Annotated in this window: 26 protein-coding genes and 1 pseudogene; 12 read left to right on the top strand and 15 right to left on the bottom strand. The window is 72.1% G+C overall.

Features of this window, described 5'->3' with window-relative positions:
• The first annotated feature begins 158 nt into the window (after positions 1–158).
• A complete protein-coding gene (gene gap, locus ACFRFH_RS16725; RefSeq protein WP_382464114.1) occupies positions 159–1,154 on the top strand; it encodes a type I glyceraldehyde-3-phosphate dehydrogenase in 996 nt (331 codons plus the stop codon).
• Positions 1,155–1,225: 71 nt separating this feature from the next.
• The gene (locus ACFRFH_RS16720; protein ID WP_382464113.1) at positions 1,226–2,164 is read left to right on the top strand and encodes an MBL fold metallo-hydrolase; all 939 of its coding nucleotides are present in this window, start codon (positions 1,226–1,228) and stop codon (positions 2,162–2,164) included.
• Positions 2,165–2,198: 34 nt separating this feature from the next.
• Here the strand turns inward: ACFRFH_RS16720 and ACFRFH_RS16715 are convergent, their stop codons facing one another.
• Positions 2,199–2,501 (bottom strand): DUF1905 domain-containing protein, encoded by a 303-nt coding sequence (locus ACFRFH_RS16715; protein WP_382464112.1) that lies wholly within the window; start codon positions 2,499–2,501, stop codon positions 2,199–2,201.
• Positions 2,502–2,611: 110 nt separating this feature from the next.
• On the opposite strand from ACFRFH_RS16715, the gene ACFRFH_RS16710 reads away from it, so the two are divergent.
• Both ACFRFH_RS16710 and ACFRFH_RS16705 read left to right on the top strand, forming a co-directional pair.
• Positions 2,612–3,007, top strand: coding sequence for a hypothetical protein (locus tag ACFRFH_RS16710; protein WP_382464111.1), 396 nt, complete (start codon positions 2,612–2,614; stop codon positions 3,005–3,007).
• 86 nt (positions 3,008–3,093) lie between these two features.
• Positions 3,094–3,720: a hypothetical protein gene (locus ACFRFH_RS16705; protein ID WP_382464110.1), complete on the top strand. Its 627-nt coding sequence runs from the start codon at positions 3,094–3,096 to the stop codon at positions 3,718–3,720.
• 15 nt (positions 3,721–3,735) lie between these two features.
• Here the strand turns inward: ACFRFH_RS16705 and ACFRFH_RS16700 are convergent, their stop codons facing one another.
• Positions 3,736–5,181: a lipase maturation factor family protein gene (locus ACFRFH_RS16700; protein WP_382464109.1), complete on the bottom strand. Its 1,446-nt coding sequence runs from the start codon at positions 5,179–5,181 to the stop codon at positions 3,736–3,738.
• A gap of 72 nt (positions 5,182–5,253) precedes the next feature.
• Positions 5,254–5,964: an endonuclease/exonuclease/phosphatase family protein gene (locus ACFRFH_RS16695; protein WP_382464108.1), complete on the bottom strand. Its 711-nt coding sequence runs from the start codon at positions 5,962–5,964 to the stop codon at positions 5,254–5,256.
• A 113-nt stretch (positions 5,965–6,077) separates the two neighbouring features.
• Here ACFRFH_RS16695 and ligD point away from each other — a divergent pair, with 113 nt between their 5' ends.
• The gene (ligD, locus tag ACFRFH_RS16690) at positions 6,078–7,097 is read left to right on the top strand and encodes a non-homologous end-joining DNA ligase (RefSeq protein WP_382464107.1); all 1,020 of its coding nucleotides are present in this window, start codon (positions 6,078–6,080) and stop codon (positions 7,095–7,097) included.
• Between the two features lie 78 nt (positions 7,098–7,175).
• Here ligD and ACFRFH_RS16685 read toward each other — a convergent pair whose 3' ends face one another.
• From ACFRFH_RS16685 to ACFRFH_RS16650, 8 genes are all read right to left on the bottom strand, one after another.
• Positions 7,176–8,246: an ATP-dependent DNA ligase gene (locus ACFRFH_RS16685; protein ID WP_382464106.1), complete on the bottom strand. Its 1,071-nt coding sequence runs from the start codon at positions 8,244–8,246 to the stop codon at positions 7,176–7,178.
• Between the two features lie 68 nt (positions 8,247–8,314).
• Positions 8,315–9,172, bottom strand: coding sequence for an SDR family NAD(P)-dependent oxidoreductase (locus ACFRFH_RS16680; protein ID WP_382464105.1), 858 nt, complete (start codon positions 9,170–9,172; stop codon positions 8,315–8,317).
• The gene (locus tag ACFRFH_RS16675; RefSeq protein WP_382464180.1) at positions 9,169–9,552 is read right to left on the bottom strand and encodes a Fe-S oxidoreductase; all 384 of its coding nucleotides are present in this window, start codon (positions 9,550–9,552) and stop codon (positions 9,169–9,171) included. The genes ACFRFH_RS16680 and ACFRFH_RS16675 overlap by 4 nt, the downstream gene beginning before the upstream one ends.
• Positions 9,553–9,566: 14 nt before the next feature.
• Positions 9,567–11,018, bottom strand: a complete 1,452-nt coding sequence (locus ACFRFH_RS16670; protein WP_382464104.1) for a dihydrolipoyl dehydrogenase family protein — start codon at positions 11,016–11,018, stop codon at positions 9,567–9,569.
• A gap of 78 nt (positions 11,019–11,096) precedes the next feature.
• Positions 11,097–11,882: a crotonase/enoyl-CoA hydratase family protein gene (locus ACFRFH_RS16665; RefSeq protein ID WP_382464103.1), complete on the bottom strand. Its 786-nt coding sequence runs from the start codon at positions 11,880–11,882 to the stop codon at positions 11,097–11,099.
• A gap of 22 nt (positions 11,883–11,904) precedes the next feature.
• Entirely contained in the window at positions 11,905–12,852 is a 948-nt protein-coding gene (locus tag ACFRFH_RS16660; protein ID WP_382464102.1) for an arginase family protein, read from the bottom strand.
• Positions 12,849–13,496, bottom strand: a complete 648-nt coding sequence (locus ACFRFH_RS16655; protein WP_382464101.1) for an NADPH-dependent F420 reductase — start codon at positions 13,494–13,496, stop codon at positions 12,849–12,851. The genes ACFRFH_RS16660 and ACFRFH_RS16655 overlap by 4 nt, the downstream gene beginning before the upstream one ends.
• A complete protein-coding gene (locus ACFRFH_RS16650) occupies positions 13,493–14,170 on the bottom strand; it encodes a TPM domain-containing protein (protein ID WP_382464100.1) in 678 nt (225 codons plus the stop codon). Before ACFRFH_RS16650 ends, ACFRFH_RS16655 begins: the two co-directional genes overlap by 4 nt.
• A gap of 126 nt (positions 14,171–14,296) precedes the next feature.
• Here ACFRFH_RS16650 and ACFRFH_RS16645 point away from each other — a divergent pair, with 126 nt between their 5' ends.
• Complete coding sequence (locus tag ACFRFH_RS16645) at positions 14,297–15,037, top strand: gamma-glutamyl-gamma-aminobutyrate hydrolase family protein (RefSeq protein WP_382464099.1); 741 nt, start codon at positions 14,297–14,299, stop codon at positions 15,035–15,037.
• 64 nt (positions 15,038–15,101) lie between these two features.
• Here ACFRFH_RS16645 and ACFRFH_RS16640 read toward each other — a convergent pair.
• Positions 15,102–15,734, bottom strand: a pseudogene (locus tag ACFRFH_RS16640) (protein-L-isoaspartate(D-aspartate) O-methyltransferase); the annotation flags it as partial.
• A gap of 60 nt (positions 15,735–15,794) precedes the next feature.
• On the bottom strand, positions 15,795–16,790 hold the full coding sequence (locus ACFRFH_RS16635; protein WP_382464098.1) for an SDR family oxidoreductase: 996 nt from the start codon (positions 16,788–16,790) through the stop codon (positions 15,795–15,797).
• A 173-nt stretch (positions 16,791–16,963) separates the two neighbouring features.
• Between ACFRFH_RS16635 and ACFRFH_RS16630 the strand changes: the two genes are divergently transcribed.
• The 4 genes from ACFRFH_RS16630 (at position 16,964) to msrA (ending at position 20,277) form a co-directional block, all read left to right on the top strand.
• A complete protein-coding gene (locus tag ACFRFH_RS16630) occupies positions 16,964–18,175 on the top strand; it encodes a mechanosensitive ion channel family protein (RefSeq protein WP_382464097.1) in 1,212 nt (403 codons plus the stop codon).
• Between the two features lie 182 nt (positions 18,176–18,357).
• Positions 18,358–19,173: a hypothetical protein gene (locus ACFRFH_RS16625; protein WP_382464096.1), complete on the top strand. Its 816-nt coding sequence runs from the start codon at positions 18,358–18,360 to the stop codon at positions 19,171–19,173.
• Positions 19,174–19,291: 118 nt separating this feature from the next.
• On the top strand, positions 19,292–19,765 hold the full coding sequence (gene msrB, locus ACFRFH_RS16620; RefSeq protein ID WP_382464095.1) for a peptide-methionine (R)-S-oxide reductase MsrB: 474 nt from the start codon (positions 19,292–19,294) through the stop codon (positions 19,763–19,765).
• Positions 19,765–20,277, top strand: a complete 513-nt coding sequence (msrA, locus tag ACFRFH_RS16615; protein ID WP_382464094.1) for a peptide-methionine (S)-S-oxide reductase MsrA — start codon at positions 19,765–19,767, stop codon at positions 20,275–20,277. The genes msrB and msrA overlap by 1 nt, the downstream gene beginning before the upstream one ends.
• 17 nt (positions 20,278–20,294) lie before the next feature.
• Here msrA and rlmC read toward each other — a convergent pair whose 3' ends face one another.
• Positions 20,295–21,419, bottom strand: coding sequence for a 23S rRNA (uracil(747)-C(5))-methyltransferase RlmC (gene rlmC / locus ACFRFH_RS16610; RefSeq protein WP_382464093.1), 1,125 nt, complete (start codon positions 21,417–21,419; stop codon positions 20,295–20,297).
• 113 nt (positions 21,420–21,532) lie between these two features.
• Entirely contained in the window at positions 21,533–21,829 is a 297-nt protein-coding gene (locus ACFRFH_RS16605) for a DUF4190 domain-containing protein (protein ID WP_382464092.1), read from the bottom strand.
• Between the two features lie 194 nt (positions 21,830–22,023).
• Here ACFRFH_RS16605 and ACFRFH_RS16600 point away from each other — a divergent pair, with 194 nt between their 5' ends.
• Both ACFRFH_RS16600 and ACFRFH_RS16595 read left to right on the top strand, forming a co-directional pair.
• Positions 22,024–22,809, top strand: coding sequence for a DeoR/GlpR family DNA-binding transcription regulator (locus tag ACFRFH_RS16600; RefSeq protein WP_382464091.1), 786 nt, complete (start codon positions 22,024–22,026; stop codon positions 22,807–22,809).
• Positions 22,806–23,771 carry a 1-phosphofructokinase gene (locus ACFRFH_RS16595; protein WP_382464090.1) on the top strand — a complete coding sequence of 322 codons (966 nt, stop codon included), beginning with the start codon at positions 22,806–22,808 and terminating at the stop codon, positions 23,769–23,771. Before ACFRFH_RS16600 ends, ACFRFH_RS16595 begins: the two co-directional genes overlap by 4 nt.
• Positions 23,772–23,840: the final 69 nt, after the last annotated feature.

Raw genomic sequence — 23,840 nt, 5'->3', positions numbered from 1 at the left:
AGGGGATTCGTGCGGAATGTGGTGAATGGCGGCAGCATTCGCGACATTCGCCACGAATGTCGCGCCATGGCGGGATCCTTTTGAACCGTGGCGATTGCGCCGCTGGCGGGAGCGCGACAGCGCGGCGAGGCTGTCAGGGAACGAAAGGACCACTCCGCATGACCCGCATCGCCATCAACGGCTTCGGCCGCATCGGCCGCAACGTCCTCCGCGCCCTCCTGGAGCGCGACACCGACCTGGAGGTCGTGGCCGTCAACGACCTGACGGACCCCGCCGCCCTCGCCAAGCTCCTGGCCTTCGACTCCACCGCGGGTCGCCTCGGCCGTCCGGTCTCCGTGGACGGCGACGTCCTCGTGGTCGACGGCCACCGCATCCGCGTGCTCGCCGAGCGCGAGCCCGCGCAGCTCCCGTGGGGCGAGCTCGGTGTGGACATCGTGCTCGAGTCCACCGGCCGGTTCACCTCCGCGACCGCCGCGCGCGCCCACCTGGAGGCCGGCGCCAAGAAGGTCCTCATCAGCGCCCCCGCCGATGGCGCGGACGTCACCCTCGCGTACGGCGTCAACACCGACGCCTACGACCCGGCCGTCCACACGATCGTGTCGAACGCCTCCTGCACCACCAACGCGCTCGCGCCGCTCGCCGCAGTCCTGGACGACCTGGCCGGCATCGAGCACGGCTTCATGACCACGGTCCACGCGTACACGCAGGAGCAGAACCTGCAGGACGGCCCGCACCGCGACCCGCGCCGTGCCCGCGCCGCCGCGGTCAACATCGTGCCGACCACGACCGGCGCGGCGAAGGCGATCGGCCTCGTCCTGCCGAACCTGGACGGCAAGCTGTCCGGCGACTCGATCCGCGTGCCCGTCCCGGTCGGCTCGATCGTGGAGCTGAACACGGTCGTCGCCCGCGATGTCACCCGTGAGGACGTGCTCGCCGCGTACCGTGCCGCCGCCGGGGGCAAGCTCGCCGGCGTTCTGGAGTACTCGGAGGACGCCCTGGTCTCCTCCGACATCACCGGCAACCCGGCGTCGTCGATCTTCGACTCCGAGCTCACCCGCGTGGACGGCCGCCACGTCAAGGTCGTCGCCTGGTACGACAACGAGTGGGGCTTCTCCAACCGCGTGGTCGACACGCTGGGGCTGCTCGCCGGCTGAGGTCTCCGCAGTGCTGACGGACCGCGCCCTGGTCGGGGCGCGGTCCGTTTGCTGTCGGCTACCGTGAGGGGATGCCGTCGCACTCCGCCGCCGACCCCGCCGAGCCGATCGCGCCGGGCGTCCGTCGCGTGCGCGTCCCCATGCCGCCGGGCACCGGCCTCCCATTCAGCAACGCGTACCTGATCGAGGACGCGGACGGACGCGTCCATGTGATCGACCCGGGCTCCCCGACCCCGGAGGCGCGCGAGACGCTGCGGGCGGCCCTCGGGGCGGCCCCGGTCGCCTCGATCGTGCTCACCCATCTGCACGCCGACCACTCCGGCGGCGCCGCGGCGCTGGCGGCCGAGACGGGTGCCCCCGTGCTCGTCCACGAGCGCGAGCGGGCGGCGCTCGGGCTGATCGCCGCAGGCCTTCCCGCGCCGGACCTGGAGGCGTGGGGCGTCCCCGCCGGCCGCCGCGCCGAGCTGCTCTCCGCTGCGGCCGTGCCGACGGGCCCGGCCGCACAGCTCGTCGACGGGGTGATCACGGGCGTGCTGACGGACGGCGACCTGCTCGACCTCCCCGGCCGTCGCCTCCGCGTCATCGGGACGCCCGGCCACACCGGCGGACACCTCTGCCTGCACGACGAGGAGGCCGGCCTCCTCCTCACCGGCGACCATGTGCTGCCGACGATCAACTCGGGACTGGGGCTCGGCGGGCCCACCGAGAGCAACCCGATCGCCGACTACCTCGAATCGCTCGACAGGGTCGCGCAGCTCGACAGCAGGGGCTTACGCGCCCTCCCCGGCCACGAGGACCCCTTCACCGGCCTGCGCGAGCGCTGCTCCGCCCTCGCCGCCCACCACCTCCGCCGCGCGGACGAGGTCGCCGCCCACCCCGGCGGCACCGTATGGGAGACCGCGCGCACTCTGACCTGGACCGGCGGCTGGGACGGCCTCGCCGGCTTCACCCTGCTCTCCGCGCTGCGGCAGACGGCCCAGCACCGGGAGTTCGTCGCCCGGCGGAAGTGAGGGCCTACAGCGTGAGGGCCTACAGCGTGAGCGCCTACAGCATCGTCTCCACGCCCAGCGTCACCCGGTCCCCGAGTCCGACGCCCTCGCGTCGGCGCACGTCGCCCTTGATGGCCACGACGTAGGCGCCCTCCGCGCTCTCCGGGAACACCGAGGTCGACCAGCGCGAGCCGCCGAGCGTCACCATCACCTTGACCGAGCCCCAGCCGGCCGGCGGGTGCGGCTGCAGCCGGATCTCCTCCGAGATGTCGTCGGGCAGGCGGGCGAACACCCACAGGTCGCGCCGCGCCTCCCAGCGGAACAGCTCCGTCTCGAACTCGTAGCGCACGCCGGCCATCACCCCAGCCTGCCACCGACCGCCGACATCCGCCCGGACCCACGACGGACGGACCCCTGCCCGCCGGCGCACCCGTGGCGCTATCCTCGCACCGACCGTCAGGAGGACCCATGCCAGCCACCCGCCCCGGCACCGTCACATTCGTCGCCGTGCTCGCCTACATCAACGGTGTCCTCAACATCGTCGGGGGCGTCGTCATCCTGTTCACCCGCGACCAGATGGTGCGCGCGTCCAACGCGGGTGCCATCGCCGGGATCACCACGGCCGCGATCCTGTCGATCATCCTCGGGATCGTGATCCTGGTCGTCGCCCGCGGCCTCCTGAACGGCAGCCGCTTCGCGCGCGGGATCGTCACCGTCGTCATGGTCCTCAACGCGGTCGGCGGGTTCCTGCTGCTGTTCAGCGGGCAGTTCTTCAGCGCGATTCTGGAGCTCCTCTGGGCCGTGGTCATGCTTTCGCTGCTCTACACGCAGCGCGCCAACGCGTTCTTCGCCTCCCGCGCCTGAGCGGTCGGTGGGATCGGTAAGAATGGGAGGTGGCGCCGACGCCGGCGTCCGTCCTCCATCCCGACCCGACCCGAAAGGCTGTGGCCATGCGCTGGCCCAACTGGCTCAGGAAGCCCACGGTGAAGACCGTGCGCACGCGTCCCTTCGACGAGGACGCCCTGCCGGAGCCCGCCGCGCCCACGCTGGAGCAGACCGTCGACGAAGGTATGCTCCTGGCGGAATACGCCACCAGGATGGCGGTCAAGAACCACATCGTGGTCGACACGCTGCAGTACGGGAACGACTTCGACCCGGCCAGGCACACCGGCGAGGCGGCGCACCTGCTGCGCGAGCTCGCTTCCGAGCAGGGCGAGGCCGCCGGCCGGATCGATGCGGACCTGGAGGTCGCGCAGGGACTCCGCGGCGACGCGACCCACCCGCACGACTACCGCGACGTCGACGTGGCGAACCTGCGGTTGCGCCGGGACGCGGCGGTCGCACTGGCGAGCGCGCTTCGGGCGAAGGCCGATTCCGAGGAGGAGCTGCTCGCGCTGGTGGAGCGCGGCAGGGTGGACGCCTGGGACGAGGTCGGCCGGGCGATCGAGGCCGGGCTGGACGCGTTCTCCGGTGTGGAAGCACTCAAGGCCGACTACGAACGCGAGAAGCCGGGACGGCTCAACCTGCTGATCCGGCGCGACCTGGCCCGGCTGCAGGAGGAGCGCACCGGGTACTGAGGGCGGCGAGCCCGCTCAGCCGCCGTCGCGCAGCGCAACCGGGGGCACCAGCGTCCCGACCTCCGACCGCACCCAGCGGTCCCCGCTCGAGCGCTTCTCCGCGTGCGTGGCGAACCGGTACAGGAACATCCGCGCCCGCACCGACCGCGGCGCCCTGCCGCCGAACGGGTCGTCCCGCAGCAGCCGGAGGGTCGGCCGGTCGGCCTCCAGCAGCCGCAGCAGGAAGACCTCGAACCACGGCGAGTCCCGGGAGCCCAGCGCGAGGAACCACATCAGCCAGTCCAGCCGCAGGTGGTACGGCGCGTACTGGCGCGGCAGCCTCCGCACGTCGCCCGGTTTGCCCTTGAAGCCGTACTCGCGCCACTCGGCGCCGGGATCGTGCGGGTCGTCGGCCGTGCCCTCCACGACCACCTCGTAGCGCTCCTTGGTGACGCTCCCGAACGCGCCGTACGCGTTGACCAGGTGCCAGCGGTTGAAGCTCGCATTCATCAGCTGCCGCCGGCGGAACAGGTTCTGCAGCGGCCACCAGCTCAGCGCGACCAGGAACGCGCTCACCAGGAGTACGACGACGGCGTACCAGAGCGGTACGTCCGCCGCGCCGATCCCGCCGTGGAGGGCGCCGCCGCTGATCCACCGCCAGGCGTCGTCGCTCACGCCCGCGAAGGCGAGCACGATCGTGATCCAGTTGAGCCAGGCGAAGTTGCCGGTCGCGACGAGCCAGAGCTGGGTCAGGATGACCACCGCGGCCGCGGCGCTCGCGACCGGCTGCGGGAGGAACAGCAGCCACGGCACGACCAGCTGCGCGAAGTGGTTGCCCAGCACCTCCACGCGGTGCCACCACTTCGGCAGCAGGTGCGCGGTCCGGCTCAGCGGGTTCGGCATCGGCTGGGTCTCGTGGTGGTAGTACAGCGCCGTCAGGTCGCGCCAGGACCGGTCGCCGCGCATCTTGATCATCCCGGCGCCGAACTCCAGCCGGAACACCAGCCAGCGCAACAGGATCACGATCGTGATCGGGGGAGCGGTGTCCCACGAGCCGAGGAAGGCGACGGTGAAGCCGGCCTCGCAGATCAGACTCTCCCAGCCGAAGCCGTAGAAGGTCTGCCCGATGTTCGCGATCGAGAGGTACAGGAACCAGATGACCAGGAACACCGGCACGAACACGTACGTCGGCGTCAGTTGCAGCACGCCGAGCACGACGAGCGCCGCGAGAACGGCGCCGGTCCAGGCGACGGCGCGCAGCAGCCGGTCGGAGTACCGCCAGCGGAACAGTGTCGGCTGCCTCCTGGCGTAGGTCGACCGCAGGAAGCGCGGCGCGGGCAGGAGGCCGTGCTCGCCGAGCAGCGCGGGGAACTGCGCGACGGCCGAGAGGAACGCCACCACGTAGAGGGCGGCCACGCCGCGCTGCAGGATCTCCCGCGCGATCGTGTAATCGGTCCCGGCCAGCCAGCCCAGCGCATCCATCGGACCTCACCGTACGCTCGCCGCGGCGGCGGGCGAACGCCGGATCGGGCCCCGGACCGACCGGCAGGAGGACTAGGCCGCCAGCTCCGCGTCCAGCCGGATCGCCCGGTGGTCCGACGCGCCGGCGGGAAGCACATCCACCCGGTCCACATCGAAGCCGGTGGAGGTCACGAAGTCGAAGTAGCCGCTGAAGAACTTGTAGCGCAGGTAGGTCGGCTCGTCGGTGCGCTTGAGCGTGTAGCCGGAGGTGGTCAGGTGCCGCTCCAGCCCGCGGATGAACCACGGGTAGTTGAAGTCGCCGACCATGATCGCGGGCGTCTCGGGCGCAAGCGAGCGCATCCCCTCGTGGGCGGCGGCGATCTGCTTGCGTCGCAGCGAGTTGGAGGCCGTCAGCGGCGCGGCGTGGAACGAGCCGACCAGCACGCGCTCGCCGGAGTCGCGGTCGCGCAGCAGCACGGCGAGCAACCGCTCGCTGGCGGGGGCGAGCACGCGGTCGTGGAGGGACTTCTGCACGGCGAAGACCTGTGTGTCCAGCACCTCCCAGCGCTCGTCGCGGACGTACACGGCGAGGCCGAGCCGGTTGGCCCGGGTGGCGTCGGCGAGCTGGAGGTCGTGCAGCCGCGGCGCGAGCGCCTCGCTGTCGCACTCCTGCAGGCACAGCGCGTCGACGTCGTACGTCTTGGCGATGTCCTCGAGCTCGTGACCGGCGGCGTGCTTGCGCAGGTTGTAGCTGATGAGCCTCAGTGTCCTGCACCTCCTCGCGTCGTAGGGTCCGGGGAACACCCGGGTCACCGCTCATTGTGGCCCAACCTTCCTGGTGCGCAACGATGACCTCCTGCATCCCACACGGAATTCACACCCTGGTCATCGCCCGTTGTGCCGGTACGGTGGGTCGCATGGCAGGCGACGCAGTCATCCTCACGGTCCCCGGTCCGCACGGGGAGCGGGAGATCCGCATCTCGAGTCCGGGCAGGGTGCTCTACCCCGAGCTCGGGATCACGAAGCTCGACCTCGCGAACTACCTGGTGGAGGTGGGGGAGGCGTTCGTTCGGGCGAACGGCGACCGGCCGCTGTCGCTGCAGCGCTTCCCGGACGGGATCGACGGCGAGCAGTTCTTCTCCAAGAACCCGCCGCGCGGCACGCCGGACTTCGTGCGCTCGGTGATGGTCGTCTACCCGAGCGCGCGGTCGCACCCGCAGCTCGTGATCGACGAGCCGGCCGCCGCCGTGTGGGCCGCGCAGATGAACACGGTGGTCTTCCACCCGTGGCCGTCGCGGGCGGAGGACTCGGACAACCCGGACCAGCTGCGGATCGACCTCGACCCGCAGCCCGGCACGGACTTCACCGACGCCATCCCGGCCGCGATCGAGCTGCGCGCGGTGCTGTTCGAGGCGGGGCTGGAGGCCTACATCAAGACCTCGGGCAACCGCGGCCTGCACGTGTTCGCGCCGATCGAGCCGAAGCGGGAGTTCCTCGACGTGCGGCACGCGGTGATCGCGGCGGCACGCGAGCTGGAGCGGCGGATGCCGGAGAAGGTGACGACGGCGTGGTGGAAGGAGGAGCGCGGCGAGCGGATCTTCGTCGACTTCAACCAGGCCAACCGCGACCGCACGATGGCGGGCGCGTACAGCCCGCGGGCGCTGGCCCACGCGCCGGTCTCCACACCCGTGACCTGGGACGAGCTGCCGGAGGTCGACCCGCGCGACTTCACGGTGCTCACCGTCCCGGAGCGGCTGCGCAGCACGGGCGACCCGTGGCAGGACTTCGGCGAGCGCCCCGGCACGATCGACGCCCTGCTCGGCTGGTGGCAGCGCGACCTCGACAACGGTCTCGGCGAACTCCCCTTCCCGCCCGACTACCCCAAAATGCCCGGCGAGCCCCCGCGCGTCCAACCCTCCCGCGCCAAAAAGCCGTAGCCCAGCCATCAGTTCCGGAGTTGTGTACGCCCGACTCCGGCGTGTTGCGTACACAACTCCGGAAAAGATGGCTGCGGGTCAGGACATGACGTCGGCCAGGTCGTAGGCGATGGGGCGGTCGAGTTGGTCGTAGGTGCAGGAGGCGGCGTCGCGGTCGGGGCGCCAGCGCTCGAACTGCGCGGTGTGGCGGAAGCGCCAGCCCTCCATCTGGTCGTAGCGCACCTCCATGACGCGTTCGGGGCGCAGGCGCACGAACGACACGTCCTTGCTGGCGGAGAACCGGCTGCGGTCGGTCGCGCCGGTGACCATCGCGCCGCTGTCGTCCCGCTCGACCAGCGGCTCCAGGTCGTCGACGAGCTGGAGGCGCACCTTGTCGCTGAACGCGGAGACCCCGCCGACGTTGCGCAGCACCCCGTCCTCGCCGTAGAGCCCGACGAGGAGCGACCCGACGCCCTGGCCGCTCTTGTGCACCCGGTAGCCGAGCACGACGACGTCGGCCGTGCGGTGGTGCTTGATCTTGAGCATGGTCCGCTTGTTCGGGGCGTACACGCCGTCCAGCGGCTTGGCGACGACGCCGTCGAGCCCGGCGCCCTCGAACTCGACCAGCCACTGCCGGGCGCGCTCGGTGTCGACGGTGGTCCGGGTGACCTTGATGGGGTCGGGGAGGTCGCCGGCGAACTCCTCCAGGGCCGCACGCCGTTCGGAGAACGGCCGGTCGAGGTACGACTCGGGGCCGAGGGCGAGCAGGTCGAACGCGACGAACGTGGCGGGCGTCTGCTCCGAGAGCAGCTTCACGCGGCTGGCGGCCGGGTGGATGCGCTGCGAGAGCGCCTCCCAGTCGAGCCGCTGCGCGCCGGGCTCGCCGGTGGGGACGACGATCTCGCCGTCCAGGACGCACGGCCCGGGCAGCAGCTCCCGGAAGGCGGCGATCAGCTCGGGGAAGTAGCGGGTCAGCATCTTGGAGCCGCGGCTGCCGATCTCGATCGCGCCGATCGTGCCGTCGCCCGCGTCGTCCGCGTACACGAGCGCGCGGAAGCCGTCCCACTTCGGCTCGAAGCTGAGACCGCCGGGGACGCTGCCCTGTTCGGGAACGGCGGGCAGCGCCTTGGCGAGCATGGGGGCGACGGGGGAGCCGGAGGTCGGACGCATGTCTCGATCATGCCGTGACCCGGGACCAACTGGAAGGGCGCTCTGCGCGGGCCGGCGCCCCGAGGACGTCAGGCCCGCTCCGCGACCCCCGTGAGCCCTTCGCTCAGCGTCCAGAGGTCGCGGGCGAGCTGCGGGTCCTTCGCCTGGGCGGTCACCCGGCCGTTGGCGGTGAACTGATCGAAGTAGGTGCCGCTCGGCGCCCCCACCGGCACCGGGCCGGTGAGCCGTTCTAGAGGGGCGGACCCCTCTTCCGGGGTGATGCCGTAACGGCCGCCGGTGACCGCGCCGCCGAACCGGATGAGTGGGGAGCTCGCGCCGAAGCGGGTCACGACCGTGCCCGGGTGGAAAGAGTAGGCCAGGACACCGGTGCCGGTGAGCCGCTCCGCGAGCTCGGTGACGAACAGGATGGTCGCGATCTTGGACGTGCCGTACGCCCGCCAGCCGCCGCGCCAGCGCCGCCGCTCCCAGTCGAGGTCGTCCAGCCGCAGGCTCCCGAACCGGTTGGCCATGCTGGCGGTCGAGACCACGCGGACGTCGCGCCCGGCCGCCGCCGACTCCAGCAAGCGCGGCTGGAGGAGCCGCGTGAGCAGGAACGGGGCCAGGTGGTTGAGCTGGATGGTGCGCTCGTGCCCGTCGACCGTGACGCGCCGCTCGTGGTACAGCCCGCCCGCGTTGTTCGCGAGCACGTCGATGGTGTCGTAGCGGTCGAGGAGGGCGGCGGCGAGCGCGCGCACATCGTCCAGCCGCTCGAAGTCGGCGAGGAACGGCGTGGCACCGATCTTCTCAGCGACCGCGCGCGTGCGCTCCGGGTCGCGGCCGACCACGGCGACATCGTCGCCGGCCGCGGCGAGCCGTCCGGCGGCGACGGCGCCGATGCCGGAGCTGGCGCCGGTGACGACGACGGTGCGCCGTTCCTTCGCGTTCATCGGTAGCCGCCTTTCTCGAGGCCGGCTTCGATCTCGAACCGGTTGCGCAGCGGGTCCCGCCCGGCCAGCAGGTAGAGGAACGGGAAGAGCATGCCGTAGCGCTGCCACTGCCGCTTGTGGACGGCCTCGTGCTCGAGGACGTCGTCGCTCACGTTGCGGTCGGTGAGGTAGCACGCGCCGACGCACGACCCGCCGCGGCCGAACGTCCGCTTCGGCATGCCGCGGAACACGAACAGCCCGGCGCGGCGCTCCACCCGCCCGGTGCTCCAGGCGAAGCCCCAGACGATCCCGACCGCGGTGGCGTACAGGTAGCCGAGCCTGCTGATCGGCGAGTCGAAGAAGACCGCCGAGAGCGACCGCACCAGATCTCCGCGCGCCATCACCTTGGGCGTCGTCACTTGGTGGGCCGGCCGTACGTCTCGAGCAGCCGCAGCCAGACCTCGCTGACGGTGGGGTAGGACGGGACGGCATGCCACAGCCGCTCCAGCGGCACCTCGCCCACGATCGCGACCGTCGCCGAGTGCAGGAGCTCGCCGACGTCCTGCCCGACGAAGGTCGCGCCGAGGACGACGCCGCGGTCCTCGTCCACGACCAGGCGCGCCAGGCCGTCGTAGTCGTCCGCCAGCACGTAGGCGCCGCTCACCGAGCCGATCGGGTGGTCCACCACGCGGATGCGGTAGCCCGCCTTGTCGGCCGCGGCCGCGGTCAGCCCGACCGAGGCGACCTCCGGCTCGGTGAAGGTGACCTGCGGGACCGCCTGGTGGTCGGCGGTCGCGACGAACGCGCCCCACGGCGCGAGGGACACCTCCTGACCCTTCGCCCTGGCGGCGATCGCGTCGCCGGCCGCGCGGGCCTGGTACTTGCCCTGGTGGGTGAGCAGCGCACGGTGGTTGACGTCGCCCGCGGCGTACAACCAGCCGCCGTCGACCGGCTCGCCCGCCGCGTCGAGCACCCGCATGCTGTCGTCGACGGTGAGCCAGCCGCCGTCCTCCAGCCCGAAGCTCTGCAGCCCGAGGCCCGAGGTGCGCGGCAGCCGGCCGGTCGCGACCAGGAGTTCGTCGGTCTCGACCGCTGTGCCGTCGCCGAGGCGGACGATGTACCGGTCGTCGTCGGTGCGCTCGACGGATTCGGTCGCGACGTCGAGGTGCACGGTCACGCCGAGCTCCGTCAGCGCCGCCGCGACGCGTTCGCCGGCGAACGGCTCGGCGCCGCCGAGCAGCCCGTGCCGCGCGATGAGGTGCACCTCGGTGCCGAACCCGGTATACGCGGTCGCCATCTCGCTGCCGACCGTCCCACCGCCCAGGATCGCCAGGGACACGGGCACGCGCTGCACGCTCGTCGCGTCCCGGCTCGTCCACGGCTCGCTCTCGCGCAGGCCGGGGATGTCGGGCAGCAGGGATGCGGAGCCGGTGCACACCGCCACCGCGTGCTTCGCGGTGAGGACGGTCGTCACGCCGTCCTCGCCCGTGACGCTGACCTCGCGAGGTGCGGAGATGGTGGCCCAGCCGCGGACCAGGTCGATCCCGGCGCTCTGCAGCCATTTCACCTGGCCGTCGTCCGTCCAGTCGCTTGTCATGTAATCGCGCCGGCGGAGCACCGCGGCGACGTCGAGCGGCCCGGTCACTGCCTCCCTGGCGCCGCCGACGCGTTGCGCCGCCCGGAGCGCGGCGGCGGAGCGGAGCAGGGTCTTCGAGGGGATGCAGGCCCAGTAGGAGCACTCGCCCCCGATGAGCTCGGCCTCGACGATCACCGTGCGCATGCCGCCCTGCGCTGCACGGTCGGCGACGTTCTCGCCGACGGTGCCTGCGCCGATGACGATGACGTCGTACTCGGTCGTTGCGGTCATCTCTCCTCCTCAGTGATTCTGGTCCCAGCGCTTCGTGGTCGCTGGGCTTCGTGGTGCCGGCCGGATGGCCGGGCGGCGTCAGCGCCCGACGAACTCCGCCGGGGTGCGGGTCAGGAAGGCCTGCATCCCGATGCGGGCGTCCTCGCTGCCGGCCATCCGGACGAGCGCAGGCTGCAGCGCGGCCTCGGCCGCCGCGTCGCCGTCGCGCACGGCGGTCACCGCGTTCGCGAGTGTCGCCTGCACGGCCAGCGGCGCCTGGGCGGCGATGCGCTCGGCAATGGCGAGCGCGGCGTCGAGCTGGGCGCCGTCGTCGACGACCTCCTGCACGAGGCCCATCCGGTACGCCTCGTCGGCGCCGAACGGGTCGCCGGTGAGGATGTACCGCATGGCGTTGCCCCAGCCGGCCGCGCGCGGGAAGCGGATGGTCGCCCCGCCGAACGGCAGGATGCCGCGGGCGACCTCGATCTGCGCGAACGTCGTGGATCGTGCCGCGACAGCGACGTCGGCGGCGAGGATGAGTTCGATGCCGAGCGTGAGGCAGGTGCCCTGCACCGCGACCACCACCGGCTTGCTGACGCGAGGCCCCGACACGCCCCACGGGTCGATGCCGGTGTCGCCGACGAACGAGAGCCCCTCCGGGCCTATGCGCGGCCCGACGTCGGCGAGGTCGAGCCCGCCGGTGAAGTGGTCGCCGATCGCGTGGACGACGCCGACCCGCAGCTCGGGATCGCGGTCGAGCTCCCCGTAGGCCTCCGCCAGCGCGTTCAGCAGTTCGAAGTCCGCCGCGTTGCGCTTGTCGGGACGGTTGAGGCCGATCAGCAGCAGGTGACCGCGCCGCTCGGTCAGGATCTTGGGTTCGCTCATGCCTCTCAAGCTACCGGCGGGATCAGCGGACGTCATCCGGCGGAGCAGTATCCGTGGATAAGTGGCGCGGCCGGTGATCTGTGGAGGAACCTCCGTCGACCGGGCTGCCGGCCGCTGCATCGTTCTTCAGCGGCGCCGTCAGGCTCCCGAGCACCCGCAGGATCACGCTCAGGTCGCGCCCCGCCGCGTCCGGCGACTCCGGCGCGAACTCCGTCACCGCGGCGCCGGCCAGCTCGAACCGTGTGCGCAGCGCCCGGATGGCGTCCGTGAGCTGCTCCGGCGACACCCCGAACGGCTCGGGGAACCCGATGCCGTCGATCGCGGACGGGTCGAGCACATCGAGGTCGACGTGCAGGTACACGGACGTTGCGCCGGTCGCCTCCACCGCGCGCACCAGCGCCTGCGGGTCCTCGAACTCGTCCGGCGCGACCACCCGGATCCCCATCCGCTCCACGAACGCCGACTCGCCGTCGTCGAGGGCGCGCGTTCCGGCGAGGATGAGCTGCTCGTGGTGCAGGCGCGCCGCCCCGGTCGCCGCCAGACCGTCCGGCCCGTCGCCGAGGAGGGCGCGCACGACCATGCCGTGGAAGGCGCCGGAGGGCGACGTGGACACGTTGTTGAGGTCGCCGTGCGCGTCGAACCACACGACGGCGACCGACCCGGCCGGATGCGACTGGATCGCGTGCTGCACACCGGCGAGGTCCGCGCCGCAGTCGCCGCCGATCGTGACGACCGGCGCCTCCAGCACCGCCAGCTCCGCCGCCGCGAGCTCGCGGACCAGGCTGAGCGAGGAGTACCGCAGCACGCCGGTCCCGAGCGCCTCACCCGCCGCCGAGGGGACTGCGACACCGTGGGTCGCTGCCGCGGGGAGGTCGCCGCGGATGGCCTCCGCGCCGTCGATCAGCCGCATCGCCCGGGAGGAGCCGGAGCCCTGCCACTGCGGTACGACGAGGAACGATGCCGGGCTCATCCTTTTTCCTTCCGTGTCGCCGCCGCGGCCGCGCTGCGCAGGCCGGAGGCGGTCAGGTGCTGGCCGTAGGCGGGCATGTCGCGCTCGAAACGCCAGCCTTCGGCGAGCGGGCCGAGGTCGACCACATCGAAGCCGAACTCGTCGAGCAACTCGGAGACGAGGGCCTTCGCGTCGCCGTCGTCGCCCGCGATCGCGAGGGCGCGGCGCCCCGGGGTGCCGGGCGGCGCGGCGTCCGCGGTCAGGTTCGCCGCCGGGATGTGGTTGAACGCCTTGACGACGCTCGCCTGCGGCAGGACGCGCTGCAGCAGCCCCGACACCGTCTCGCGGCCGTCCTCCAGTTCGGGGATGACGCCGTCGCGGGCGGGGTAGTAGTTGCCGGTGTCGACGACGACCTTGCCCGCGAAGGCGGCGGACGGCAGTGACGCGATCGAGCGCAGCGGGATGGCGACGACGACGATGTCGCCGGCCTGCACGGCCTCCGTCACCGTCCCGGCGCGCGCGTGCGGACCGAGCTCGCCGACCAGCGCGGCGAGCGACTGCGGCGCCCGCGAGTTGCTGATGACCACCTCGTAGCCGTGTGCGATGCCGAGGCGGGCCAACTGGCTGCCGATCCGGCCGGCCCCGACCAGGCCGAGAGTGGTCATGCTGCGCCCTCCCTGTGCTCCACGTCCCTGTGCTCCACGTCCCTGTGCTCCACGCTCTGCCGCACGCCGCGCCTGCGCCGGAACACCAGCCACAGCACGACTCCGCCGACGATCAGGACGACCGCCAGCGCGACCCAGAAGATCACGGTCCCGCCGCTGTCGCCGACCGCCGCGCCGAGCCCCTGTGCCGCGGCGACGGCGGCGGGAGTCCAGTCCTGCGTGCGCAGCTTCGGCTCGACCTGCGTCTGCTCGATGGTGGTCAGCTCGCGGTCGCTGACCGGGCCGCTGCTGTCGCCCGACAGGTAGTAGGACTGACCGTCCGTCGCGACGGCGAGCAGGTAGTCGGTCGGACCGAGACCGTTGCGGGCGGCGGTCTCGTTGGCCCAGTCCTCCTCGTCGGTCGGGTTGGTGAACTGGTCGACGTAGGCGACGTAGAGGCGGATGCCGTGGCTCTTGTAGAGGGAGGCCGACGCCGCCTCGATCGTGTCGACGTCGGCGTCGGAGAGCACGCTCGCCTGGTCCACGACGTGCCCGGAGCCGAAGTCGACCGGGTCCGCTGTGCGCGCCGCCTGCGCCGCCGGAGCGGACAGGACGAGCGGGGCGGAGACGACGCCCACCGCGAGCGCGAGGGCGATGAGCGCGCGGCGCCCGATCAGCGAACGGAGCACAGACATTCACCCACTCTCCCGAGCTTTCCTGTCATCGAGCCGAGTCTAGGAGCGCGCTCCGTGCCCTGTCACTGTTTCGACCTGTTACACCCCCGGGTGCGCCGAAGCGCAGGCCGCCGCAGAATGGCTGTCATGTCCCCGGCCGCCCGCACCCTCGCCGTCGTCGAGGCGACGCGCTTCCGCGGCCACGACCCCGAGTACCACGCCTACGTGCAGCTGCTCGTCGGAGGGGTCGTCCGCGCGGCGGAGGCCGACGGCTGGGCCGTCTCCCGGCTGGCGGCCGACGGTGGCACGGACGCTCTGCTCGCCGCCACCGAGCGCGCCGACGCCGTGGTAATTGTCGGCGGCGAGGACATCGCGCCGCGGTTCTACGGCGCCTCGCCGGGCTACCCGCACGAGAGCCTGCACCGCGAGACCGCGGACGCCGCCCAGCTCGCGCTCGTGCACCGCGCGATCGAGCGCGGCCTCCCGCTGCTCGGCATCTGCCGCGGCCTGCAGATCGTCAACGTCGCGCTCGGCGGCACGCTCATCCAGGACCTGGGGGAGTCCGACCACGTCCGTCGCGGCGTCCCCATCCCGGAGGTGCTCACCACGCATCCCGTGCTCCTGGAGCCGGACAGCCTCGTGGAGGAGCTGCTCGGCGGTCCCGTGGTCGCCGTCCGCAGCGCCCACCACCAGGCGGTGGATGTCGTCGGCGCGGGCCTCCGCGTCACCGGCCGTGCGCCCGACGGGCACGTCGAGGCGATCGAGCACGAGAGCGCTCCGATCCTCGCCGTGCAGTGGCACCCCGAGGACCCCGCCGCCCCGGCGGGCCAGCTGACGGCGCTGCTGGGCGCGCTGTGCGCACCGGTGCACGCCTCCGTCGCCGCCTGAGCGCCGGCACATTCGTGCCGAATGTCGCGAATGCGGCGGCGAAAGGCGACATTCGGCACGAATGTCAGGCGGTCCAGCCGTCGTCGCCGATGAGGGGGACGAACGCGACGGCGCCGAGGTTGCGCTCGCGCAGCGAGCCGTCGGCGGCGCGCACGAACACGGCCAGGTGCTGGGCGCCTCCCGGATGCCCGACCGGCATCACGATGCGGCCGCCCGGCGCGAGCTGCTCGGGCCAAGCGCGCGGCACGGTCGGCCCGGTCGCCGCGGCGACGATCGCGTCGTACGGCGCGCCGGCCGGCCAGCCGAGCGTCCCGTCGCCGGTCACGACGTTCACGCGGTAGCCGAGCGCCTCCAGCGTCGCCGCCGCGGTGATGGCGAGCTCGGAGTGCCGTTCGATGCTGACCACCCGGTGGCCGAGCTCCGCGGCGACCGCGGCCGCGTAGCCGGAGCCGGTGCCGACGTCGAGCACGGCGTCCTCCGGGCCGATCCTGGCGGCCTCCAGCATGAGCGCGACGATGTAGGGCTGCGAGATGGTCTGGCCGTCGCCGATCGGCATCGGATGGTCCTCGTAGGCGTACCGCTCCGCGCCCTCCGGGACGAACTCGTGCCGCGGCACGCGTCTCATCGCGTCGAGCACCCGTTGGTCCTCGATCCCGCGGAGGCGGAGCTGCTCCTCGACCATCCGCTCGCGTTCTGCGCTGAATTCCCTGTTCGTACGGCTATTGAACCACCGCGGGGCGCCGGTCCTGAAGCCCGGTCAGACCACGGAGCGCGCGTGGTCGACGAGGTGGTCGAACGCCGCGTCCAGGTCCGGGTCGAGGCGCTGACGGGACGCGTCGGCGAGGTACCAGTCGACGATCTCGCCCGCGCCGTGCGCGAACGTGACCCTGGCCTGGTACTCGGGCACCAGCGCCTTCACCTTGGCGTTGTCGAAGTGCATCGAGTGCGCCTTGTCGCCGAGGAGGCCGGGTCCGAGGTCGGGGATGACGGCGGCGATGGTCTCGCTCGCGACGTGCACGAGCTCGGCCTCCACACCGAGCGCCTCGGCGAGGTAGCAATAGATCTGGTCCCAGGTCGGCGCCTCGTCGGAGGTGATGTGGAAGGAGTCGCCGACGGCCTCCGGGCGGCCGAGCAGCCCGACGAACGCCACAGCGAAGTCCGTGTTGTGCGTGATCGTCCACCGGCTCGAGCCGTCGCCGTGCACCACGACCGGAGCGCCGCGGCGCATCCGCTCCAGGTCGGTCCAGTGCCCGCTGGTCGGGATCATGGTGCGGTCGTAGGTGTGCGACGGGCGCACGATGGTGATCGGGAAGCCGCGCTCGCGGTAGGCCTCGACCAGGAGGTCCTCGCACGCGATCTTGTCCCGGGAGTACTGCCAGAACGGGTTGCGCAACGGCGTGGACTCGATCACCGGCATCCGGGCGGGCGGGGTCTGGTAGGCCGACGCCGAGGAGATGAACACGTACTGGCCGACCCTGCCCTCGAACAGGTCGAAGTCGGTGCGGATGTGCTCCGGCGTGAAGGCGAGGAACTCGGCCGCGACGTCGAAGCTGCGCTCGCCGAGCACACGGTGCACGCTGTCGGCGTCGCGGATGTCGGCGTGCAGGACCTCGACGCCGTCCGGGAGGGGACGCAGGTCGCTGTTCCCGCGGTTCACGACCGTGACCTCGTGACCCTGCTCGAGGGCACGGGCGACGCACGCGGAACTGATGACCCCTGTGCCGCCGATGAAGAGTGTCCGTGTCGCTGTCATCCCTGCTCCTCGCATCGTCGCCGGCGGTCCCGCACAGGTTTCGCGGCCGTCGCCGGCCACGCCCCCAGACGACCCAGACTAACGCTCGGACGGCCCTCGAGGTTAAGGTCCTGTCGCCTCCCGGGTACAGTGCAGGTCGTCCACCCGTCGACCAGGGAAGGGGTCCACCGGCCGTGCCACTGCGAACCTGGCCTTCACTCGTGATCGCGTGCCTCATCGCCATCGTCGCCGCCGTCGTGGTAACGGCGATCGTGGGGCTGATCCTGCGCGGTGTCGGCCGCCATCGCCAATGGCCCGCTGTGCTGACGAAGCGTGCACGGGTGCCGTTCCGGCTGTTCCTGGCGGTGATCGTGCTGTGGATCGCGGTCGCGCTGACACTTCCGCCGGACGTGCCGGCGGACTGGAGGGGCGTCATCCAGCACGCCTTCCTGATCCTCGCCATCGCGACCGGCACCTGGTTCCTCGCGGCGCTCGTCGTGTTCGCGGAGGACCTCGGGCTCGCCCGCTACCGCGTCGACGTCCCGGACAACCGGTACGCCCGCCGGGTGCGCACGCAGGTGCTGGTGCTTCGGCGGTTGACGGTCGTGGCGGCCGTGGTGATCGGGCTCGCTGCGATCCTGCTGACCTTCCCGGTGCTGCAGGCGGCGGGGGCCAGCCTGCTGGCGTCGGCGGGGATCATCGGTGTGATCGCGGGTGTCGCCGCGCAGTCGAGCCTGGCGAACCTGTTCGCCGGCATCCAGCTCGCCTTCAGCGACGCCATCCGGATCGACGACGTGGTGGTGGTCGAGCAGCAGTGGGGGACCATCGAGGAGATCACCCTCACCTACGTGGTGGTGCACATCTGGGACGACCGCCGGCTGGTGCTGCCGTCGACCTACTTCACGACGAAACCGTTCGAGAACTGGACGCGCCAGCACAGCGAGCTGCTCGGCGCGGTGGAGTTCGACCTCGACTGGCGGGTGTCGCCGGCCGGAATGCGCGCGGAGCTGAACCGCATCCTGGCCGCCACTGACCTGTGGGACGGCCGCACCGGCGTCCTCCAGGTCACCGACGCGACGCAGGGCTGGGTGCGCGTGCGGGTGCTGGTCACCGGCAAGGACGCCCCGACCCTGTTCGACCTGCGCTGCCATGTGCGGGAGCGCCTGATCGACTGGATGCAGCGCTACTCCGCCGCCGCGCTGCCGCGCAATCGTGTGGAGATCGTGGACACCCCGGAGACGCAGGTGCCGAGCTCCCGCGCCCGCAGCGCCCAGGAGGCCGAGGGCCGCCTGTTCGGCGGCAGCCCGGAGAAGGAGCAGCGGGCGTCCCAGTTCACGGACGCGATCCCGGTCGTGCAGGACCCCTCCCGCACCGACGAGCGCGCCGCCGACCCCGCCGACGACTGAGCCCCCCGCGGCCCCGCAAACAGGAGAATTTCCCGCGACACCCCCTGTATCTCCTTCCGAACCCCCTTCGGCAGGAGATCCAGATCGTGTCCCCTGTTCACACCAGCCGCCGCCTGCGGCGGGTTGTCCACAGATTCGGGCGACAGGCCCCATCGGCGGCCTTCGGCGCTCAGGATCGATCCATGACCTGGATGAATCGGCTCAGAGAACTCGGTGGCGCGGCCACCACCCATCAGCTCCGGATGGCGGGCGCCACACCGGACGATCTGAAGCGCGCGGTGCGCGGCGGCGCGGTGGAGCGCGTGCGGAGAGGCGTCTACGTGTCTCCGCTCCTGGACGGAGTGGCGCTGGAGGCCGTCCGTGCGGGAGCGCGTCTGTCGTGCGTCTCGGCGTGCGCCAGTTACGGGCTCTGGTCCGGCTCGGATCGGCGGACGCACGCGACGCTGTCTCCGCAGTCGCGCCGTGCGCCGCCCGGTCTCGTCTGCCATTGGCGGCCGGTCGAGGAGCATCCCGAGCTTTGGCGGGTGTCGCTCGCCGACTGCCTGCGGTCGGTGGCGCGGTGCGCGGACGAGGAGACGGCGGTCGCGGCGTTCGACACGGCGCTCACGGCGGGGCTGGTCAGCCCGTCCGGGCTGCGGCGGATTCTGGAGGACGCGCCGAGGGCCGCGCGTGAGCGGGCGGCGCTCGCGCGGCCCGGTTCGGACTCCGGGGTCGAATCGCTCGTGCGGCAGCGGCTGGAGCGGCGTGGGCGCAGGGTCGAGCAGCAGGTGCATGTGCGCGGCGTCGGCCGTGTGGACATGCGGATCGACGGCGAGTTGTATCTGGAGATCGACGGGTACGCCTTCCACAGCGACACAGGCGCGTTCGAGCGCGACCGGCTGCGGGACGCCACCCTCGCCGAGCTCGGACACCGGCGGCTCCGGGTGACCGCACGGCAGGTGGTGGGGGACTGGCCGAGGGTGGAGGCTACGATCGACCGCATGGTGCAGCGGGCGTGACCCCCAGCGGCACAGCCCCTCAGCGAACTCACAGCAACCCAGGGACCATCCCGGCGCCTTCCGCTGTTCTCCTTACTGACGGCGCCGCAGCCAGCGCTCGCCGCACTCAGGAGGAAACGTGACACAGGACTACCGCAAGAGCCAGGACGCCGTCGCGCGGCTCACCCCCGCGCAGTACGCGGTCACCCAGGAGGCGGCGACAGAGCCGGCCTTCCGCAACGAGTTCTGGAACAATCACGAGGCAGGGCTCTACGTCGACATCGTGTCGGGGGAGCCGCTCTTCGCGTCCGTGAACAAGTACGACAGCCGTTCCGGTTGGCCGAGCTTCACCGTGCCGGTCGAGCCGGGCAACATCGTCGAGAAGAGGGACCGCACCTTCGGGATGGTCCGCACCGAGGTGCGTTCCGCCCACGGCGACAGCCACCTCGGCCATCTGTTCGACGACGGGCCCGCCGAGGCGGGCGGCCTGCGCTACTGCATCAACTCCGCTGCACTCCGGTTCGTCCCGCTCTCCGAGCTGGACGCGCAGGGCTACGGCGACTACCGCCACCTTTTCGAGAACGACGACAACCACACCGAGGAGAACCACTGATGACGACCGAGAAGGCCATCCTGGCCGGAGGATGTTTCTGGGGCATGCAGGACCTCATCCGCAAGCGCCCCGGCGTCGTGGGCACGCGCGTCGGCTACACCGGCGGCGACGTGCCCAACGCCACCTACCGCAACCACGGCACCCACGCCGAGGCGATCGAGATCGAGTTCGACCCCGAGAAGGTCAGCTACCGCGACCTGCTCGAGTTCTTCTTCCAGATCCACGACCCGTCGACCAAGAACCGCCAGGGCAACGACGTCGGCACGAGCTACCGGTCGGCGATCTACTACGAGAGCGCCGAGCAGCGCCGCGTCGCCGAGGACACCATCGCCGACGTGGACGCGTCCGGTCTCTGGCCGGGCACGGTCGTCACCGAGGTCGAGCCCGCGGGGCCGTTCTGGGAGGCCGAGCCCGAGCACCAGGACTACCTGGAGCGCATGCCGTGGGGCTACACCTGCCACTTCGCCCGCCCGGACTGGAAGCTGCCGCGCCGGGAGGCCGCCGCGAGCTAGTAGACAGCTAGTCCCGGTCAGACCCGGTCCAGCAGCACCGCCACCTCCTGGTGGCCGGTCTGCGGGAACATGTCGAGCACGCGGCCGGTGCGGATGCGGTACGACGGCATCCGCGCCAGGTCGTGGGCGAGGCTCTTCGGGTTGCAGCTCGAATACACCACGCTCGGAACGCCGGAACCTTCGAGCCAGCCGGCGAGCTCCGCGCCGATGCCGCGCCGCGGCGGGTTGACGATGACCAGCTCCGGCGCGGTCTTCGCCGCCAGCGCGAACGCGGTCGCGTCGCCCGCCCGGAATGCAACCAGTGGCAGCCCGGCGGCGGAGGCCGTCGCGCGGGCGCTCCGCACCGCCTCGGTGCTGGTCTCCACACCGACCACGCGACGACCCGGTGCCGCCACGTTCAGGGCGAAGCCGCCCACGCCGCAGTACAGGTCCCACACGCTCGCCGGCGACACCTCGTCCACCCAGGCGGCGACCTGTGCGTACAGCGCCTCCGCGACGGCGGTGTTGGTCTGGAAGAAGCTCTGCGGACGCAGCCGGAGCGGGATGCCGCCCACCCGCATCACGAGCGACGACTCCGCGGTCAGCACGATCTCGCGCTCGCCCTCCACCACCGCCTTGTGCTCCGGCTGGAGGTTCACGGTCACGACCCGCGCGTTCGGCAGCGCGGCCAGCAGCTCGGGCAGCAGCGCGCGGATGCGTCCGACCGACTCCTCCGACCGGACGACGAACCGCACCATCAGCTCGTCGTCGGGGGAGAGGGTCACCAGGACGTACTTGAACTCGCCGCGGCGGTCGGGCACGCTGTACGGCTCGATCCGGGCGCGCGTCACGAAGTCGGCGAGCACGGGCAGCGCGGCCCGGACGCCCGGCGCGCAGATCCCGCACTCGCGGAGGTCGACGCCGCGCCCCGCCTCGTCGAGGATGCCGATGGTCGGCGCATCCACAGTGCCGGAGACGACCATCTTGGCCTTGTTGCGGTAACCGGACTCGGCGCTCGCGACCGGCGGCAGCCAGACCGCGTCGCCGAACGGCGCCAGGAGCTCGCGCGAGTGGCGGTCCTTGCCGGCGAGCTGCTCGGCGTATGCGACACCCATCAGCGTGCACGAGCGGCACACGCCGGCGTCGAAGTACGAGCAATCCATTCCGCGAACGATTGTACGTGGGGTCGCCGGTCCCGACAGTTCGTCGCGATTCACGGTCGGCGCGATGTCGCTCCCCACGACAATCGCGCGGTCGTCACCGGCCAGCCCAGGGACTACTTGGACTGGGACGCGATGAACACGACCGCCCAGTACACGAACCCGGCCGCCCCGATGATCATGCCGGCGATCGCCAGCCCCTTGCCGCGCGCACGACCCTGCGCCGCCGCTCGGAAGCCGCGGCCGGAGAGTGCAGCGCCGAGGACGCCGATGAACCCGAACGCGAGCAGGCTCACGCATGAGATCACGAAGCCCCAGATCGCCAGCTGACTGAACGGCAGTCGCTGAACCGGCTGGGCCGCCGCGGCCTCCGGGCTGAACGGTTGGCCTGCAACGGATTCGGACTCGTCCATGTGTCTCCCCTCATGCGACGCGTCGCGTCGGCTGGCCCGACTGTAGCGGGAGGTGACGCGCTCTCGTGACGGAAACGGGCAAGCCTGCCGCCATTCCCACACGGCCGCACGAAAACACAGAAACAACCACAAAGAATTCTCTTGCTAGATGTTGTTTCGTGTTGTAATGTGTGGGAAACCAAAGGAGGTCTCGCGTGTATGCAACGGAGCGTCAAGAGCTGATCGAGCGGCTGCTGCTCGAGGAGGGTCGCGTCGCCGTGGTCGGGCTCGCCGAGCGGTTCGGGGTGACCACCGAGACCGTGCGCCGCGACCTCGACGCCCTGGAGACCGCCGGTGCGCTGCGCCGCGTGCACGGCGGCGCCGTCGCCCTGGAGCGCGTGAGCACCGCGGAGGCCTCCGTCTTCGAGCGCACCGGCCTCCGCGCCGACACCAAGCAGCGCATCGCCGCCCGCGCCCTCGACGTCCTCGGCGACGGCTTCCGCGGCTCCCTCTACCTCGACGCGGGCACCACGACCGCGGCTGTCGCCCAGCTCCTGCCCGCCCGGCTGTCCGCCACCGGGGGAGAGGCGGAGGTCGTCACCCACTCGCTCACCCTCGCTCCCGCCCTCGCGGCGGCCGATCGCGTGGCCCTCACCGTCGTCGGCGGCCGCATCCGCGGGGTCACCGCGGCGGCGGTCGGCGCGGCGACGGTCCGCTCCATCCAGTCGTTGCGGCCCGACATCGTGTTCGTCGGAGTCAACGGCGTCTCCGCGGGCTTCGGCCTCAGCACGCCCGACCCGGAGGAGGCCGCCGTCAAGGAGGCCATCGTCCGGGCCGCCCGCCGCGTCGTCGTCGTCGCGGACTCCACCAAGTTCCAGCAGGAGTCCCTGGTCTCGTTCGCGCCGCTCGACGCGGTGGACGTGCTGGTGACCGACCGCGCACCCGACGGTGAGCTCGCCGATGCGCTCGCCGCCTCCGGCGTGGAGGTCGTGCAGGCATGATCGTCACCCTGACCGCCAACCCGTCCCTCGACCGGGCCGTCACGCTGAGCGCGCCGCTGCGCCCCGGCGAGGTCCAGTCCGCGGCGTCGTCGCGCGAGGACGCCGGCGGCAAGGGGATCAACGTGGCACGCGTCGTCGCGGCCTCCGGGGTGCCGGCGCTCGCGGTGCTCCCCCTCGCCGCCGACGACCCGTTCGGTATCGTGCTCCAATCCGCCGCCGTGCCCGTCCGAACGGTCGCCATCCACGGCCACGCGCGCGCCAACCTCACCATCACCGACCCCGCAGGCACCACGACCAAGCTGAACCTGCCCGGCGCCGCCCTCAACACCGCCGACGCCGCCGCGCTGGTGGAGGCCGTGGTCGAGGCCTGCGCCGGCGCCAGCTGGCTGGTGCTCGCCGGCTCGCTGCCGCCCGGCGCGGGCGACGACTTCTACGTGACCGTCATCCGCGCCGTGCGCGAGCGCTGGGCGGACGCCGCCCCGCTGATCGCGGTGGACACGTCGGGGGAGGCCCTGCGGGCCGCGGTATTCGACGGCCACCCCGACCTCATCAAGCCCAACGAGGACGAGCTCGCCGAGCTCACCGGCTCCCCATTCACGTCCGGAGAGCTCGGCGAGTCCGGCGAGCTCCCGGAGGCGGTCCTCGCCGTCGCCCGCACGCTCGTCCCCGAGCAGGCCGGCGCCGCGCTGGTCACGCTCGGCGCCCTCGGCTCCGTCCTCGTGACCGCCGACGGCGGCTTCGTGGCCGACGCCCCGCGCATCCGCGTGCGGAGCACTGTCGGCGCAGGCGACAGCGCGCTGGCCGGCTTCCTGCTGGCCGACGTCGCGGGCGCCACCCCTTCCGAGCGGCTCGTTCACGCGATCCGCTACGGCTCGGCCGCGGCCTCGCTGCCCGGCACCCAGGCGCCCCGACCGGCCGACCTGCCCATCGGCGACCTCAGGGTCGCCGCACTCCATCCCTGAACCCGAACCCGAACCCGAACCCCCCGGAATCCATCTCCCCGGAGTTCATCCCCCGACCTGGAGGACACC

It is taken from the genome of Leifsonia sp. NPDC056824 (assembly GCF_042789575.1).
In the GTDB taxonomy this organism is placed as follows: domain Bacteria; phylum Actinomycetota; class Actinomycetes; order Actinomycetales; family Microbacteriaceae; genus Leifsonia.
This window is presented reverse-complemented; position numbering and strand designations above follow the sequence as displayed.